Source organism: Agrobacterium sp. 22-221-1, assembly GCF_053522445.1.
The window spans coordinates 55,442-71,206 of the sequence record NZ_JBNWCL010000002.1; the positions used below are offsets into that span (position 1 = coordinate 55,442).

Annotated in this window: 15 protein-coding genes; 11 read left to right on the forward strand and 4 right to left on the reverse strand. The window is 60.6% G+C overall.

Annotated features, from left to right (window positions below):
- Positions 1-95: 95 nt before the first annotated feature.
- The 6 genes from ACQZ5N_RS03795 (at position 96) to ACQZ5N_RS03820 (ending at position 5,654) form a co-directional block, all read left to right on the forward strand.
- A complete protein-coding gene (locus ACQZ5N_RS03795) occupies positions 96-1,160 on the forward strand; it encodes a LacI family DNA-binding transcriptional regulator (protein ID WP_142844520.1) in 1,065 nt (354 codons plus the stop codon).
- On the forward strand, positions 1,153-3,030 hold the full coding sequence (locus ACQZ5N_RS03800) for a DUF2264 domain-containing protein (RefSeq protein WP_448732145.1): 1,878 nt from the start codon (positions 1,153-1,155) through the stop codon (positions 3,028-3,030). The genes ACQZ5N_RS03795 and ACQZ5N_RS03800 overlap by 8 nt, the downstream gene beginning before the upstream one ends.
- A complete protein-coding gene (locus tag ACQZ5N_RS03805; RefSeq protein ID WP_448732146.1) occupies positions 3,027-4,043 on the forward strand; it encodes a hydroxyacid dehydrogenase in 1,017 nt (338 codons plus the stop codon). The genes ACQZ5N_RS03800 and ACQZ5N_RS03805 overlap by 4 nt, the downstream gene beginning before the upstream one ends.
- Positions 4,040-4,816, forward strand: coding sequence for a sugar phosphate isomerase/epimerase family protein (locus ACQZ5N_RS03810; protein ID WP_448732147.1), 777 nt, complete (start codon positions 4,040-4,042; stop codon positions 4,814-4,816). Before ACQZ5N_RS03805 ends, ACQZ5N_RS03810 begins: the two co-directional genes overlap by 4 nt.
- A gap of 101 nt (positions 4,817-4,917) precedes the next feature.
- Positions 4,918-5,178 (forward strand): DUF4160 domain-containing protein, encoded by a 261-nt coding sequence (locus ACQZ5N_RS03815; protein WP_448732148.1) that lies wholly within the window; start codon positions 4,918-4,920, stop codon positions 5,176-5,178.
- The gene (locus ACQZ5N_RS03820; protein ID WP_448732149.1) at positions 5,175-5,654 is read left to right on the forward strand and encodes a hypothetical protein; all 480 of its coding nucleotides are present in this window, start codon (positions 5,175-5,177) and stop codon (positions 5,652-5,654) included. Before ACQZ5N_RS03815 ends, ACQZ5N_RS03820 begins: the two co-directional genes overlap by 4 nt.
- Before the next feature lie 22 nt (positions 5,655-5,676).
- Here ACQZ5N_RS03820 and ACQZ5N_RS03825 read toward each other — a convergent pair whose 3' ends face one another.
- The 4 genes from ACQZ5N_RS03825 to ACQZ5N_RS03840 all read right to left on the reverse strand — a co-directional run bounded on the left by ACQZ5N_RS03825 (position 5,677) and on the right by ACQZ5N_RS03840 (position 9,954).
- On the reverse strand, positions 5,677-6,750 hold the full coding sequence (locus ACQZ5N_RS03825; RefSeq protein ID WP_059757139.1) for an ABC transporter ATP-binding protein: 1,074 nt from the start codon (positions 6,748-6,750) through the stop codon (positions 5,677-5,679).
- Between the two features lie 86 nt (positions 6,751-6,836).
- Positions 6,837-7,712, reverse strand: coding sequence for a carbohydrate ABC transporter permease (locus ACQZ5N_RS03830; RefSeq protein WP_020809242.1), 876 nt, complete (start codon positions 7,710-7,712; stop codon positions 6,837-6,839).
- Positions 7,705-8,658, reverse strand: coding sequence for a carbohydrate ABC transporter permease (locus ACQZ5N_RS03835; protein ID WP_003520181.1), 954 nt, complete (start codon positions 8,656-8,658; stop codon positions 7,705-7,707). Before ACQZ5N_RS03835 ends, ACQZ5N_RS03830 begins: the two co-directional genes overlap by 8 nt.
- Positions 8,659-8,664: 6 nt before the next feature.
- On the reverse strand, positions 8,665-9,954 hold the full coding sequence (locus ACQZ5N_RS03840) for an ABC transporter substrate-binding protein (protein WP_080854729.1): 1,290 nt from the start codon (positions 9,952-9,954) through the stop codon (positions 8,665-8,667).
- A gap of 117 nt (positions 9,955-10,071) precedes the next feature.
- On the opposite strand from ACQZ5N_RS03840, the gene ACQZ5N_RS03845 reads away from it, so the two are divergent.
- The 5 genes from ACQZ5N_RS03845 to ACQZ5N_RS03865 all read left to right on the forward strand — a co-directional run bounded on the left by ACQZ5N_RS03845 (position 10,072) and on the right by ACQZ5N_RS03865 (position 15,444).
- Entirely contained in the window at positions 10,072-10,782 is a 711-nt protein-coding gene (locus tag ACQZ5N_RS03845; RefSeq protein ID WP_448732150.1) for a TetR/AcrR family transcriptional regulator, read from the forward strand.
- A gap of 245 nt (positions 10,783-11,027) precedes the next feature.
- The gene (locus ACQZ5N_RS03850) at positions 11,028-12,170 is read left to right on the forward strand and encodes a Gfo/Idh/MocA family protein (RefSeq protein WP_448732151.1); all 1,143 of its coding nucleotides are present in this window, start codon (positions 11,028-11,030) and stop codon (positions 12,168-12,170) included.
- Positions 12,171-12,180: 10 nt separating this feature from the next.
- Positions 12,181-13,344, forward strand: coding sequence for a dihydrodipicolinate synthase family protein (locus tag ACQZ5N_RS03855; protein WP_448732152.1), 1,164 nt, complete (start codon positions 12,181-12,183; stop codon positions 13,342-13,344).
- 24 nt (positions 13,345-13,368) lie between these two features.
- Positions 13,369-14,190 (forward strand): sugar phosphate isomerase/epimerase family protein, encoded by an 822-nt coding sequence (locus tag ACQZ5N_RS03860; protein ID WP_448732153.1) that lies wholly within the window; start codon positions 13,369-13,371, stop codon positions 14,188-14,190.
- Between the two features lie 18 nt (positions 14,191-14,208).
- A complete protein-coding gene (locus ACQZ5N_RS03865; protein ID WP_174000102.1) occupies positions 14,209-15,444 on the forward strand; it encodes a Gfo/Idh/MocA family protein in 1,236 nt (411 codons plus the stop codon).
- The last annotated feature ends 321 nt before the right edge of the window (positions 15,445-15,765 follow it).

Below are 15,765 nucleotides of genomic sequence, written 5' to 3' on the forward strand. Positions count from 1 at the left end.
TGCAAATTTTTCACTGACTACTTAAATTCTTGCAAATTTTCTTTGTTTGCAATATTTGCATCATATCAGATTTTTTTGCAAGCGCAGGAGACGATATGAACGATACGCCCGACATCAGCCGCCCGCGCCAGTCGGATATCGCCCAGCGCGCCGGCGTTTCCATCAGCACCGTCTCGCGCGTTCTTGCGGGAGAGAAAGGTATCAGCGCGTCGATCCAGACCAAGGTTCTGGGGGTGGCGGCGGAGCTTGGTTATCCGTTGCGACCGGTCGCGAACCAGACCGGCGGCGTGCCGCTGGAGGGCAAGAAAATCCTCGCACTCATGTCCGCCGAAAGGGCGACCGGCGATATCGGCGCTTTTTATCACGATATTTTCGACATGCTGCGCAGCCTTGCCCAGACGGACGGTTTCGAACTCGACATCCGGCTGCTGCACCAGAAACAGGTGGATGATGCGCTGACCCAGCGGGTCTGCGAGGTGGACGGCCTTCTCGCCATCGGCCTCGACCCGGAGGATGAAATCATCCACCGCATCACGCAGGGTGTGCTGCAACCGGTTCTGGTCAACAGCGCCGATCCTTCGATGATGTTGGATTGCGTCTCGCCCTCCAATTTTTACGGCGGCGCGCTGGCGGCGCGGCGGCTGCTGGAACTCGGTCACCGCAAGGTCGCCTATATCGGCCCGCATCATCGCCACACCATAAGGGAGCGTATGCGCGGCTTTCGCCATACGATCCTTGAGGAAGAGGGAACGACCTATGAGGAGTTTCTGCTTTCGACGGCGGATAGCGGCTTCGGACAGGCGGGCGATGCGGTTCGCCAGCTATTGGCCCAAAACCCTGAACTCACCGGCATTTTCTGCATGAATGACGCGATTGCGCTCGGGGCGCTCGGGGCGGCGCAGGAGCTTGGCCTCGCCGTGCCGGACGATCTTTCCATTATCGGCTTCGACGATCTGCCCTTTGCCGAGCTTTCCACGCCCCGTCTCAGCACGATCCGCGTCGACCGACGAGAAATCGCCCGCGAGGCGGTGGAGCTGATGCGCCGCCGGCTGACGGAGCCATCGGCCAACGCCCGGCAGGTGCAGCTTGGCGTGCAGCTGGTGGAAGGACAGACGGCCGGTAAGGCGAAAAAGACAGGAAAGGCGGCACGCGATGCATGACACCATGAGTAAGCCCACCATGGCCAGATTCAATCCGCTGCATGGCAATCCGCTCAAAAGCCGCGCCGATGTCCGACGAGCGCTCGACGACAGTTTTGCGCCGCTCCTTCCTTATTTTTCGCCGGGCGGCGCAAGAGTGACGCTCAGCGGGGCCGCCGCGCATTTCGACCGGGCGGCGGCCGATCTTGAAGGTTTTGCCCGGCCGCTCTGGGGCATCGCACCGCTTGCGCTGAGCGGCGATCATTTCGACCACTGGCCGCTTCTGGCACGGGGAATAGCCAACGGCACCGATCCTTCCCATCCCGAATATTGGGGCGACGTGCGCCAAAGGGATCAGCGGCTGGTGGAGCTTGCAGCCCTCGGTTTTGCGCTGCGGCTTGCGCCTCAGCACCTGTGGGAACCGCTGTCCGACGCACAGAAAGACAATGTGCGCCGTTATCTGCTGACGGCGCGCGAGCGCAATTACGCCGATAATAACTGGAAGTTCTTCCGGGTGATGGTCGATATGGCGCTGGATCATCTCGGCATCGCTTTCGACCGCAGCTTGACCGAAACATTCCAGAAGGAACTGGACGAATTCTATATCGCCGACGGCTGGTATCGCGACGGCAATTACCGCCGCATCGACCATTACATCGCCTTTGCCATGCATTTTTACGGCCTGATCTACGCGAAACTCAGCAAGCCTGACGATGCCTACGCCGCACGCTACCGTGAGCGAGCGCGCCTCTTCGCCGGCGATTTCGCCAGCTGGTTCGATGAGGATGGCGGCACGCTCGCCTTCGGCCGCTCCATGACCTACCGCTTCGCCTGCGGCGGCTTCTGGGCCGGTCTCGCTTTTGCCGATGAGGAGGCGTTGCCCTGGGGCGAGATCAAGGGGCTTTATCTGCAACATCTGCGCTGGTGGGCGAAAAAGCCGATTGCCGACCGCGACGGCGTGCTTTCCATCGGCTACGCCTATCCGCAGCTCACCATGTCGGAAAGCTATAATTCAGCGGGCTCGCCCTATTGGGCCTTCAAGGCCTTCCTGCCGCTCGCCCTGCCGGAAAGCCATCCCTTCTGGCAGGCGGAGGAAAAGCAGCCTGAAACATCGGCAAAACCGAAGCCGCTCATTCATCCCGGCATGGTGATGATGCGGACCAGCGGCAATGTCACGGCGCTTTCCAGCGGGCAGGAAAACCTCTCCATGCGCGGCGGGCCGGAGAAATATGCCAAATTCGCCTATTCCTCCCGTTACGGTTTCGGCGTCGAAGTGGATGAGCGCGGTTTCAGGACCAACGGTTTCGACAATATGCTGGCCTTCTCCGAAGACGGCCTGCACTACCGCGTGCGCGAGACCAACGAGAAGGTTCTGCTGGCCGGGGAAAGTCTGCGGGCGACATGGAAGCCGTTCCCGGATGTGGCGGTTGAAACGACGCTGGTTGCGGCTGGCGGCTGGCATATCAGACTGCACCGGATCACCTCCGCCCGCGCCCTTTCGGTGACAGAAGGCGGCTTCGCGATCAATCGCAACGATGGCGACCGCGATGCCGTGCGCGAAGAGACCGGCCGGGCGACCGCCGATTGCGGCACAGACATATCCGCCATCGTCGATCTCGGTTCGAGCGTTACCCGCCACGGCGTGGCGCTGAAGGCGCTGCCCAACACCAATCTCGTCAACGCCAAGACCACGGTGCCGCAACTGCGGGGCGAGATTCCGGCGGGCGAAACCCTGCTTGCCTGCGCGGTCTTTGCCGGGGTGACTGGGCCAGAAAGCGAAACAGCGTTGGCGACAGTACCGGCACTTCCGGATATGGAGGCGCTCGACCGCCTGTTTGCGGAACGGGGCGTTCCGGTCAGCAGCATGGCGGCAACGGGAGAGCCGCAATGACGAGCCCGCTTCCGCGTCTCAGCCTTGCCATGGACCCGGAGCGAACCCAGCATGTGCTGACACCGCAGGCGCTCGAAAGGCTGTCGCAGAGTGTCGATATTCTCGACACGGGGCGGATCTGCGATTTCCACGCCGCTTCCGTGAAGGAGCAGCTGGCGCGGACGGACATTCTTCTGACCGGCTGGGGCTGTCCGGATATCGGCGCGCGGGAACTGGCGCTGATGCCGCGCCTCAGGTTGATTTCCCATGCCGCCGGCACGGTCAAATATTTCCTGTCGCAAGCGGTGTTCGATCGTGGCGTTACCGTGTGCAGCGCGGCGGAGGCGAATGCGCAGCCGGTCGCCGAATTTTCGCTCGCGATGATCCTGCTGGCCGGCAAGCGCACCTTCGGTTTCCGACGCCTTTATCTGGAGCATCGCGACCGCGCCCCTGTCGAGCGATTGCAGGCGCAGGCCATCGGCAATCTCGGCCTTACGGTCGGCATCGTCGGCGCATCGCGCATCGGACGTCGCGTCATCAATCTGTTGCAGCCCTTCGATCTCAACCTCATCCTTTTCGATCCGCTTCTAAGCGCTGCGGAGGCGGAAAAGCTCGGTGTACGTCTCGTCTCGCTCGAGGAGCTGATGGCGGTGAGCGATGTCATTTCGCTACATGCACCCTCCCTGCCGCAGACGCGGCATATGATCGGCGCGGCAGCGCTTGCCCGCATGAAGGACGGCGCGACCCTGATCAACACGGCGCGCGGCGCGCTGGTGGATGAAGACGCGCTTCTGGCCGAAGTGAAAACCGGACGCATCGAAGCCGTCATCGACGTCACCGACCCGGAAGTGCCGCCGCCGGACTCACCCTTTTACAGCCTGCCGAACGTCTTCCTGACGCCGCATATCGCCGGCGCCACCGGCCTTGAACGCGCAAGGCTCGGCGACATGGCGATTGCCGAAATCGAACGCTTCTGCCGCGCGGCACCCTTGCAACAGCAGGTGCGGCCGGAACATCTGGAACTGATCGCATGAGAATTTTCGAGCCGGGCCTCTGCTCCGTCACCTTCCGCTCCCTGTCGCCACAGACCGTCATCGAGCTTGCCGCCGCAAACGGCATCAGGTCCATCGAATGGGGTGCGGATATCCATGTACCGCCCGGCAACCTTGCCAATGCAAGGGATGTGGCCGCGCGAACGGCGGAAGCCGGCCTCTCCGTCTCGTCCTACGGCTCCTATATCTTTGCGCCGGATTTTGCGCCGGAAGATGTGACCGCCGTGCTGGAAACAGCAAAAGCGCTCGGCGCCGGCCATATCCGCATCTGGCCCGGCAGCCGCAAACGCCCATCTGCCGATTACTCCCCCGGCGAACGCCGCGCGGCAACGGAAGCGCTGGCGACAATCGCTCGCCGGGCGCTCGACCATGGCATCACAATCGGCCTCGAATATCACCCCAACTCACTGACGGACACCCTGCCCTCGGCCCTGCAACTCATGCAGGATTTGCCGATGCCCAACCTGTTTTTCTACTGGCAACCCGCCCCCGGCCTGCCGCTGGAGGACGCGCTTGCGGAAATATCCGCACTCGGCCCACGCATCTGCCATCTCCACGTCTTCGCCTGGCTCGCCGACGCCAGCCGCCTGCCGCTTCACGAACGAGCGGATTATTGGCGGACGTGCGTGGATGCATTGCCGGAAGGCGACTGGAAAAAACCGGCTTTCGCGATGCTCGAATTCGTCAAGGGTGACGATGCCGGACAGTTTGCGGAAGATGCGGCGGTTCTCAGCGACATTCTTTATAGAACATAGAACCCGCCCTCTGACTGCGCACTGACTGGAAATATGCTTCTTTGCCTCCCTTCACATAGTGAAATTTATGCACTATGTTTTATTGGTGCCGTGGAGGCTGCATGGGCAAACTGGTTCAGATCGGGAACATCATCATACGCGTCTATGCGAACGATCATTTGCCACCGCATTTTCACATCATAACACCGGATGCCGATGCCCTTGTCGACATCGAAACTCTGGAAATCCTGCGCGGCAAGCTATCCCGCAGGGCGGAAACCGAAGCTTTGGCATGGGCGAGAAGCAATGGGAACCTGATTGTCGATGAATGGAATCGGACGAACCCGCGTTTTCCCATTTCAGGAAAGGGAAAGAAGTCATGACACCACGCATCAAAACCATCCTGCCCAATCCGCCTTGCACGCTCATCATCGACTGGGCGGACGGAAGCCAGTCGACCGCCGATCTGACCGGATGGATAGCGACCGGAGGAGAATTGCTCAATCCGCTCCTTTCGGCAGATATCTGGCAGACCGCGACAGTCGCCGACTATGGCGCGACTGTGGAATGGGACGGAGACGACCTGGCAATCGATGCCTATCACCTTTACCAGATCGCAGAGGACCAGCGGGACTTCGATGTGGACGACCTGCGTAAATGGCAGGAGGAAATCGGCCTTTCCAATAATGAGGCGGCGGATTTTCTCGGCGTCACTTTACGGACGTGGAACAACTATCGTGCAGGCACGCCCGTAAGCCACGCGGTCAAGATGCTGTTGCGGGCCACCCAGCGCGACCCGCTTCTGATGCATGCGCATTTCCGTCCCCGCCGGCCAGGGCGCCCGAAACACGCCGCTTAAGGCGGCGAGCAGGAGCAGCAGGTTATATCCTCCGCCCATCCGCTCCGAACAGATGCGTCTTTGCCAAATCAAACGCAAAGGGAATGGTCTCGCCGATGCGGATCTGGCGCTGGCCATCGAGAAGTACGGTGGCAGGCTGACCGTCGGGTGTGGCGGTGTAAACCACCGTTGAGCCGCCGAGATGTTCGACGAGTTGGATGGAGGCTTCGCCCAGCGAGGATTGCGCCTGCGGGTTGACGTGTTCGGGGCGCACGCCGAAGGTGAGCGGCTCACCTTCCTGCGCAGCCACCGGCTTTTCGAGCACGATGCGCTGGCCGGCGACCTCGATGGTACGATTGGAACTGTCGCCGGATGAGACTTTCGCGGAGAGGAAATTCATCTTCGGCGAGCCGATGAAACCGGCGACGAACTGGTTGGCCGGGTTGTTGTAGAGATCGAGCGGGCGGCCGACCTGCATGATGCGGCCGTCGCGCAGCACGACGATCTTGTCGGCCATGGTCATGGCTTCCACCTGGTCGTGCGTCACATAGATCATGGTGCTACCGAGCGTCTGGTGCAGCTTGGCGATTTCGACACGCATCTGCACGCGCAGTTCCGCATCGAGGTTGGACAAAGGCTCGTCGAACAGGAAGATTTTCGGTTCGCGCACGATCGCGCGGCCGATGGCGACACGCTGGCGCTGGCCGCCCGAAAGCGCCTTCGGCTTGCGCTGCAACAGCGGGCCGATCTGCAGGATATCGGCGGCCTTCTGCACCCGCGCCTGGACTTCCGGTTTCTTGTAACCCGCCGTTTCCAGACCGAAGGCGAGGTTCTTGTAAACGCTCATATGCGGATAAAGCGCATAGGACTGGAAGACCATGGCGATGCCGCGCTTGGAGGCGGCGGTTTCATTGACCCTTTCGCCATCGATACGCAGATCGCCTTCGGAGATTTCCTCAAGCCCCGCGATCATGCGCAGAAGCGTGGATTTGCCACAGCCCGAGGGGCCGACGAAAACGGTGAACTCGCCCGGCTCGATCTTGAGATCGATGCCGTGAACGACCGGAAAGGCGCCGAACCGCTTGACGATTTTTTCGAGCGTAATGCTGCTTGCCATGCTGTTTCTCCCGACTGTCGCGCCGCATGCAAGGCGGCAGCGACAGTATTGATTGTCTTAAAATGCGTTCCCGATGCGGGTTCCGTTCAGCGTTTCATTCCGGTGGTGGCGATGCCTTCGATCAGCAGCCGCTGGAAGAACAGGAAGAACAGGAAGACCGGCACCAGCGACAGGTTGGACATGGCGAAAAGCGAGGTCCAGTCCGAGCTGCCGGTGGAATCCACGAAGGATCTGAGGCCAAGCTGCACGGTGTAGGTGTTGATGTCGTTCAGATAGATCAGCGGACCGAAGAAATCGTCCCAGGTCCAGATGAAGGAAAAGATCGCGGCCGTCGCCAGAACCGGCAGCGACAGGGGCAACATGATCTTCCAGTAGATGCGGAAGGGCGAGCAGCCATCCATCACGGCCGCCTCGTCCAGTTCACGCGGGATACCGCGGAAAAATTGCACCATCAGGAAGATAAAGAAGGCGTCCGTCGCCAGATATTTCGGTACGATCAGCGGCAGCGAGGTGTTCACCCAGCCCATTTCCAGAAACAGGATATATTGCGGGATGAGCACGACGTGATAGGGCAGCATCAGGGTGCCGAGCATCAGCGCAAACCAGAAATTGCGCCCTCCGAAGCGAAGCCGGGCAAAAGCGAAGGCGGCGAGCGAGCAACCGACCACGTTGCCTATGGTGGCCAGCACCGAGATGAAGAAGGAGTTCCAGAAGAACTGTCCGAAGCTCACCTGGAGCCCCGTCCAGCCGCGAATATATCCGCCGACATCCACCGCCGAGGGGATGAGCGAGGAGGAGCCGAACAGCTCGTCCTGCGGCCGGAAGGAACCCGAGATCATCCACAGGATCGGATAGAGCATCGCGAAGGACGCGATGATCAGCGCCGTGTGGAGCATCACCGATTTCAGCGGCGAACGTTGCGGGCCCTGGCCCGGCCGGGGGGCGGTAACAGCATCAGTCATCGTAGTGCACCCAGTATTTCGCGCTGAGGAACGAGAAGGCCGTGAACAGCGAGATGATGATCACCAAAATCCAGGCAAGCGCCGAGGCATAACCCATGCGGAAGAAACCGAAGGCCTCCTGGTAGAGATAAAGCGTATAGAACAGCGTCGAGTTGATCGGCCCGCCGGTGCCTTCGGAAATGATGAAGGCCGGCGTGAAGGCCTTGAAGGCATCGATGGTCTGGATCACCGCGTTGAAGAAGATCACCGGCGTCAAAAGCGGCAGGGTAATGCGGAAGAACTGCCGCACCTTGCTCGCACCGTCGATTTCGGCGGCCTCATACATGTCCTGCGGGATTTGTCTCAGACCCGCGAGGAAGATGATCATCGGCGAGCCGAACTGCCAGACGGACAGGATGACCAGCGTGTAGATCGAATAATCCGGATTGGAAATCCAGCTTGGCCCTTCGTAACCGAAGGCCTGCCAGAGGATCATGTTGACGAGACCGTCAGAGGCGAAAAGCTGGCGCCAGAGCACGGCAATCGCGACGCTCGAACCCAGCAGCGACGGCAGATAGAAGATCGCCCGATAGAGCGTCAGCCCCTTGATGCCGCGGTTGAAGGCGAGCGCGACGAGCAGCGCGAAGATCAACTTCAGCGGCACCGACAGCAGCACATAGGTAAAGGTGACCTGCATGGCTGCGGCGAATTTCGGATCGGCCGTGGCGATGCGCACATAGTTTGCCGCCCCCACCCAGTCCGGCGACTGCAACAGGTCGTAATTGGTGAAAGACAGGTAAAGCGACGCAAGCGCGGGACCGAGGGTGAGGCCGAAAAAGCCAATCAGCCAGGGCAGCAGAAACAGGTAGGCATGAATGTTGCGGTCGAAAATCCGCTTCACACCGCCCCGCTTCGGGAGAGCCGCGCCACGGCTCTCCCCCACAAGAGTTTCAGATCGAAAGGCCATAAACCATCACTTCCGTTTGATAACGGTTTCGGATTCCTTGACGAGGCGGTCACCGCCCTCTTCCGGCGTGATCTTGCCGAAGCCGATTTCCTCCGCCGTGCGTTTGAGGACGAAGGCGAATTCGCCCGCACCCGGAGGCGGCGCCGGCGGCAGATCGCCGACGCCGGGGGTAATCTCGGCAATATAGTCCACCATCGTCTTGCTCACCTCGTCGAGCTTGCTGCTCAACTGGCTACGCATGGATTCCGAGGCCGGAACGCCGCGCTCGACGCCGAGAATATCGATGCCCTGCGGTTCAGCCACAAGGAAGTTGATGAAACCGACGGCCTGCTCGATGCCGGCGCTGCCATTGGCGACGCTGATGAGCATGGAGGGTTTCAGATAATGGCCGGAAGGACCATCCTTCGTGCTCTTCGGATAGGAGCTTATGGCAAGCTTGGACTTGTTGAGCTTCTGATAACCGACGAACTGGTTGGAATGGGCGAATGCGGTTGCCGCCTTGCCCGTCGTCAAAGGGTTCGTTTCGATGTTGAGCTGGTCGAGCGCCTGCACATCGGCCGGCACACAGGCGCCGCTCTTGCGCAGATCCGCCCACAAAGTGAACCACTTGGTCGCATCGGCAGGATCGAAGCCGATGCCGCCATCCTGCGTGTAAAGCGACTTGCCGTTCTGGCGCAGCCAGTTCTCGAAGCTCGGCTCCACGCCGCTGGCATCGGCCGTGGCATAATAGCCGGGCTTCGGCTTGTTCTTGCTGAGCTTGGCGGCGTTTTCGGCAAACTCCTCCCAGGTCTGGCCGATCGCCGGCGGCGTCGCACCGGATTTTTCCCAGGCCGCCTTGTCGAAGAAGACGGCGCTTGAATTGACGCCGAGATTGATGCCGTAAAGCTTGCCATCGACCCGGCCGGAATCGATGTTCATCTTGCCGAAATCCTCGATCTTCAGGCTCTTGCCGATATAATCGTCCAGCGGCGCCAGCGCTCCGCGGCGGCCATATTCGAAGATATAGCGATAATCCATCTGGATCAGGTCAGGCGCATTGCGGCCCGCAACCTGCGTGGCAAGGCGCGGCCAATAATCGCTCCATCCTGCGAATTCACCGGCAATATCGAGATCCGGCTTGACCTGCTTATAGGCTGCTATCGCCTTGTTGGTGCGGTCGGCGCGCTCCTGCGAACCCCACCACAACATACGAAGGCGCGCGGCCTGGGCCTGCGCTGAACCACCTCCCAGTGTTGCAAGCGACAGGGCCGCAAGCCCTGCTGAAAGCACACCTCTCCTCTGAAGCATCATGGGCATTGGCAACTCCTCCCTATTGACTGCCAATTGATGATGAACGTAAACGACACTTGCCGTTTTATAACTAATTGGTTACATGGGAACACTGATCGCAAACATTGTCAAGCGGGTGCTGAAATGGAAGAAACGACAAAAAACCAGCCGTCCGATCCGGCCCCCGATGCGGCCATGGAGAAAACGCCGTCACCCAAGCGCAAACGCGCGACGACACAGGTGCGAAACCCGGAAAGAACGCGCGCCGCCATTCTCGAAGCCGCCCGCCGCGAGGTGGCCGCCAAGGGGCTGGCGGGAGCTCGAATCGATGTCGTCGCCCGCCGCGCCGGCACCAACAAGCGGATGATCTACCATTATTTCGGCGACAAAGATGCGCTTTATCTCGCCGTTCTGGAAGACGCCTATCGCCATATCCGCCACACCGAAAGACGGCTTGACCTGGCCCGCAAGGCCCCTTCGGAGGGCTTGCGCGAGCTTGCGCTTTTCACCTGGCACTACTTCCTCGACCACCCCGAATTCCTCAGCATCCTCGCCACGGAAAACCTCAATAAAGCCCGCTATCTCAGGCAATCCCCGACGATTACGGCGATGCATTCGAACTTCATTTCGGAGCTGGAAGACGTTCTGCGGCGCGGCAGCAACGCGGGCGAATTCCGTGACGGCCTCGATCCGATCGACGTCTATCTGACCATCGCTTCGCTCGGCGCTTTTTATCTTTCGAACCGGTTCACGCTGTCGACCATCTTCCAGCGCGACCTGACAGACCCCGCCGAACTCGAACGCTGGGGCCAGCATATCGTCGACACCCTGCTTGCTGCAGTGCGGCCGGTCTGAGCCGGCCAAACCGAATTCCTCTTTAACAACAGCGACGACGCGCCATTCGCATCCGCGAAGCGCGTCGTTTTCTTTTGCGGCGCGGTGGAAACGCGAAAACGCAACCGTCGTCAGGCCATGAATTTTTCCTGTCAAAAACACCTTGACAGATCGCATCCTTCACGACCACAAATAACCAAATAGTTACAAATTGCCATATTTGACGGAAGCGGCTTTCGGGAAGAGGCCGCCTTGGGAGGAAATTCATGAAACGTATCGGCGTCATCATGCACGGCATCACCGGCCGCATGGGTTACAACCAGCATCTCGTGCGCTCCGTTCTCGCCATTCGCGATCAGGGCGGCGTGGTTTTGAAGAGCGGCGAAAGGGTCATGCTCGACCCCATACTGGTCGGCCGCAACGGCGCAAAGATCGAGGAAATCGCCAGAAAGCACAATGTCGCGCGCTGGACGACCGATATCGATGCGGCGCTGGCGAACCCCGACGATACGCTGTTCTTCGATGCCGGCACGACGCAGATGCGCGGCAGCCTGCTGGAGAAAGCCATCAAGGCGGGCAAGAACGTCTATTGCGAAAAGCCGATTTCCGACACGATGGAAGAGGCGCTGGCGATTGCGCGGCTGGCCGAAAGCGCCGGCATCAAGCACGGCGTGGTGCAGGACAAGCTCTTCCTGCCCGGCCTTCGCAAGCTCGCCATGCTGCGCGACAGCGGCTTCTTCGGGAAAATCCTCTCGGTGCGCGGCGAGTTCGGTTACTGGGTTTTCGAAGGCGACTGGCAGCCGGCGCAGCGCCCCTCCTGGAACTACCGTCTGAAAGATGGCGGCGGCATCATTCTCGATATGCTGTGCCACTGGCGTTATGTGCTCGACAACCTGTTCGGACCGGTGAAATCGGTGAGCTGCCTCGGCGCGACCCATATTCCGGAACGTTTCGATGAGCAGGGCAAAGCCTATAAGGCGGATGCGGACGATGCCGCCTATGCCACCTTCGAGCTGGAAGGCGGCGTGATCGCCCATATCAATTCTTCATGGGCGGTGCGGGTGCGCCGCGACGATCTCGTGACCTTTCAGGTGGACGGCACCCATGGTTCGGCGGTGGCGGGCCTGACAAAATGCTTTACCCAGCATCGCACCAACACGCCGAAGCCGGTGTGGAACCCCGACCAGCCGCAGACCATCGATTTCTACAAGACCTGGCAGGAGGTGCCGGACAATGTCGTTTATGACAACGGCTTCAAGGCACAGTGGGAAATGTTCGTGCGCCACCTCGTCGACAACGACCCGTGGCCCTATGGCCTCATGGAAGGCGTGAAGGGCGTACAGCTTGCGGAGCTTGGACTGAAATCCTGGAAGGAACGCCGCTGGCTCGACGTTCCCGCCCTTTCCTAAGGAGGCGACGGTGAGCGAACTCAAGCTTCCGAAGGACGACCGCAGCATCGAGGTCTACAGACTATCAGGCACGCCGGTCGCGGTTGAGAAACGAAGTGCGGCGGATTTCAACCGCGTCGCCTTCGCCGCCGCCCATGTGGTGGCCGATCCCCTTGCCGATAACGACCCATGGCTCACGCCCGCCATCGACTGGGACGCCACCTTACGTTTCCGCCACCGCCTGTGGGATCTCGGCCTCGGTGTCGCCGAGGCGATGGATACGGCGCAGCGCGGCATGGGGCTGGCATGGCCGCAGGCGCAGGAACTGATTTCCCGTTCGCTGAAGGAAGCGGCCAGCCGCAAGGATGCGCTGATCGCCTGCGGCGTCGGAACCGACCATCTGAATGGCGGCAATCATGACCTGAACCATATTGTCGACTCTTATCTCGAACAGCTTGATTTTGTTCAGGGAGAAGGCGGACGTGTGATCCTGATGGCGAGCCGCGCTCTGGCCGCTGCCGCCCGTTCGCCGGATGATTATCTCAAGGCTTATGCCAGAGTTTTATCCCATGCCGACCAGAAAGTGGTGATTCACTGGCTGGGCGAAATGTTCGACCCGGCGCTTGAGGGCTATTGGGGTTCCGGCGACCACATGCAGGCCATGGAAACCTGCCTTGCCATGATCGAGGAGAATGCCAACAGGATCGACGGCATCAAGATTTCGCTTCTCTCCAAGGAAAAGGAAATCGTCATGCGCCGCCGCCTGCCCGCCGGGGTGCGCATGTATACCGGTGACGATTTCAACTATGCCGAACTGATCGCCGGTGACGAAAAGGGCCATTCGGACGCGCTGCTCGGCATTTTCGACGCCATAGCGCCTGCTGCTTCGAAAGCTCTGGCCTGCCTGAAGCGCGGCGCGGACAACGAGTTTTTCGATATTCTGGAGCCGACGGTGGCGCTATCGCGCCATATCTTCAAGGCCCCGACCCGCTTCTACAAGACCGGCGTGGTGTTCCTCGCCTATCTCAACGGGTTGCAGGACCATTTCACCATGGTCGGCGGGCAGGAAAGTACCCGTTCCACCCAGCATTTCGCCGAGCTTTTCCGGCTTGCGGACAAGGCCAATGTGCTGGCCGAACCGGATCTGGCGACGCATCGCATGAAGGCGTTTCTGGCCGTCCGTGGCATTGGGTGAAGCAAAATAAGGGGAGATACCGAGATGAGCCTTGAAGGCCTTTCCATCAATTTCGCCACCGTGCGGCAGGGCGGCGATTTCGGCGCAATCGTCGATGCCTGCCTCGCGCATGGCATCACCGCCATCTCGCCCTGGCGCGAGCAGGTGCATGGTGTTGGCCTTGCTGAAGCCGTCCGTATTGTCGAACGGAACGGGCTGCGCCTCAGCGGCCATTGCCGGGGCGGCTTTTTCCCCGCGCCCAATGCCGAAGGCCGCCGCCTCGCCATCGAGGACAATAAACGTGCCGTCGATGAGGCAGCCGCCATGAAGGCCGATTGCCTTGTGCTGGTCGTGGGCGGCCTGCCCGCCGGCTCACGCGACCTGAAAGGCGCCCGGCAGATGGTGGAGGACGGCATGGCCGAGCTTCTTCCCTATGCGCGGGCCGCCGGCGTACCGCTCGCCATCGAGCCGCTACATCCCTTTTATGCCGCCGACCGCGCCTGCTTCAACACGCTGAAACAGTCGCTCGATCTCTGCGACAGGCTGGGGTCTGGCACCGGCGTCGCCATCGATGTCTACCATGTCTGGTGGGATCCGGAACTGGAGGAACAGGTGGCGCGCGCCGGCAGGAACGGGCAAATTCTCGCCCACCACATCTGCGACTGGCTGGTGCCGACCACCGATCCGCTCAATGATCGCGGCATGATGGGCGACGGCGTGATTGACCTCAAGGCATTTCGCGCCATGATCGAAGCCGCCGGCTTCCACGGCCCGCAGGAAGTGGAAATCTTTTCGCATCGCTGGCAGGCGCGCCCGATGGACGAGGTCCTCGCCACCGTGGTCGAGCGTTTCAAGACTGTTTGTTGATTATCCGGGAGAGAGACAATGCCTGAAAAGGTGAAACGCAAACGCTATGCGCTGGTCGGCACCGGCAATCGCGGCACCACCATGTGGGGCCGCGAATTGCTGGCCGGCTGGAGCGACTATGTCGAACTGGTCGGCATTTGCGACCTGAACCTGATGCGCGCCGAACGCGCCCGCGCCATGATGGGATCGAACGCGCCGCTCTACGACGATTTCGACCGGATGATGGAGGAGCAGCGACCCGAACTGGTGATCGTCTGCACACCTGACGACACCCATGACGACATCATCATCCGCGCGCTCGAAGGCGGGGCCGATGTCATCAGCGAAAAGCCCATGACCACCACCCCGGAAAAGATCGACCGCATTCGCGCGGCGGAGGCCAAAAGCGGCCGCCGGGTCGACGTCTCCTTCAATTACCGTTTCTCTCCCACCGCTGCCCGCATCAAGGAGCTGATCGACGAAGGCGCCATCGGCACCGTCACTTCGGTCGATTTCCACTGGTATCTCGATAACCAGCACGGCGCGGATTATTTCCGCCGCTGGCACGCCTTTACCGAACATTCCGGCAGCCTGTTCGTACACAAGGCCACGCACCATTTCGATCTGCTGAACTGGTATCTCGATTCCGATCCCGTGGAAGTGAAGGGCTTCGGGCAATTGCTGCATTATGGCAAGAACGGTCCGTTCCGCGGAACGCGCTGTCGCACCTGTCCGCACAAAAGCGAGTGCGATTATTTCATGGATCTCGGCGCCGATCCTTTCCTCGATGCGCTTTATGAAGACCCTTCGACGGTGGACGGTTATGTGCGCGATGCCTGCGTCTTCCGCGAGGAGATCGACATTCCCGACACGATGAGCGCCTCGATCCGCTATGCCAGCGGCGTGCAGGTTTCCTATTCGCTCAACACCTATATGCCGATCGAGGGCCACCACATCGCCTTCAACGGCCATAAGGGCCGCATCGAGATGCGCCAGTATGAAAAGCAGCCCTGGACGGAACCGCCGGCCGATGAAATCCTGCTGGTGAAAAGCTTCGGCGGCGGTGTCGAACATATCTGGGTGCCGCATGAGCCGGGCGGCCATTATGGCGGCGACAACCGCATGCGCGACATGATCTTCAAGCCCGGCTCCAACGACCGGCTGCGGCAGCGGGCGGGTTCGCGCGCCGGCGCCATGTCCGTTCTGACAGGCGTGGCGGCGCTGAAAAGCGCCCGTGAAGGCGGCACGGCGGCGGTGAAATCGCTGCCGGTTTAACCGCCTTCATCTGCGGCCCATCGGCAGCTGGGCCGCAGACGGCAATTGCCAAAAAAGAACGGACGATATTCCGCAGATTACGCGCTTCTTCCATGCCGGTAAAATGGTCGCCGGGGGAAGAAAGAGTGAGTCATGTCCAGTTTTGAATCCTTCGTTCCGCTCATCATCATCGGCGTCAGCCTCGTCGTATTTTTCAAATGGGTCGGGCGAGATATGAACCGGGAAGAGAAAAAGCCGCGTTCCCGCCGCTGACGGCGGAAAAGCGCGCCCGCGCGGCGTGGAAACGGAACCCGCGCCTTTTCCCCTGCGTTTTCCCTTAAA

Bases quoted from the DNA above. Each gene is read 5' to 3' on its own strand.
- ACQZ5N_RS03810 (WP_448732147.1), top strand. From the start codon at position 4,040: ATGAGAATTTTCGAGCCGGGCCTCTGCTCCGTCACCTTCCGCTCCCTG.
- ACQZ5N_RS03825 (WP_059757139.1), bottom strand. From the start codon at position 6,750: ATGGCAAGCAGCATTACGCTCGAAAAAATCGTCAAGCGGTTCGGCGCC.
- ACQZ5N_RS03805 (WP_448732146.1), top strand. From the start codon at position 3,027: ATGACGAGCCCGCTTCCGCGTCTCAGCCTTGCCATGGACCCGGAGCGA.
- ACQZ5N_RS03845 (WP_448732150.1), top strand. From the start codon at position 10,072: ATGGAAGAAACGACAAAAAACCAGCCGTCCGATCCGGCCCCCGATGCG.
- ACQZ5N_RS03800 (WP_448732145.1), top strand. From the start codon at position 1,153: ATGCATGACACCATGAGTAAGCCCACCATGGCCAGATTCAATCCGCTG.
- ACQZ5N_RS03820 (WP_448732149.1), top strand. From the start codon at position 5,175: ATGACACCACGCATCAAAACCATCCTGCCCAATCCGCCTTGCACGCTC.
- ACQZ5N_RS03860 (WP_448732153.1), top strand. From the start codon at position 13,369: ATGAGCCTTGAAGGCCTTTCCATCAATTTCGCCACCGTGCGGCAGGGC.
- ACQZ5N_RS03865 (WP_174000102.1), top strand. From the start codon at position 14,209: ATGCCTGAAAAGGTGAAACGCAAACGCTATGCGCTGGTCGGCACCGGC.
- ACQZ5N_RS03815 (WP_448732148.1), top strand. From the start codon at position 4,918: ATGGGCAAACTGGTTCAGATCGGGAACATCATCATACGCGTCTATGCG.
- ACQZ5N_RS03850 (WP_448732151.1), top strand. From the start codon at position 11,028: ATGAAACGTATCGGCGTCATCATGCACGGCATCACCGGCCGCATGGGT.
- ACQZ5N_RS03795 (WP_142844520.1), top strand. From the start codon at position 96: ATGAACGATACGCCCGACATCAGCCGCCCGCGCCAGTCGGATATCGCC.
- ACQZ5N_RS03830 (WP_020809242.1), bottom strand. From the start codon at position 7,712: ATGACTGATGCTGTTACCGCCCCCCGGCCGGGCCAGGGCCCGCAACGT.
- ACQZ5N_RS03835 (WP_003520181.1), bottom strand. From the start codon at position 8,658: ATGGCCTTTCGATCTGAAACTCTTGTGGGGGAGAGCCGTGGCGCGGCT.
- ACQZ5N_RS03840 (WP_080854729.1), bottom strand. From the start codon at position 9,954: ATGCCCATGATGCTTCAGAGGAGAGGTGTGCTTTCAGCAGGGCTTGCG.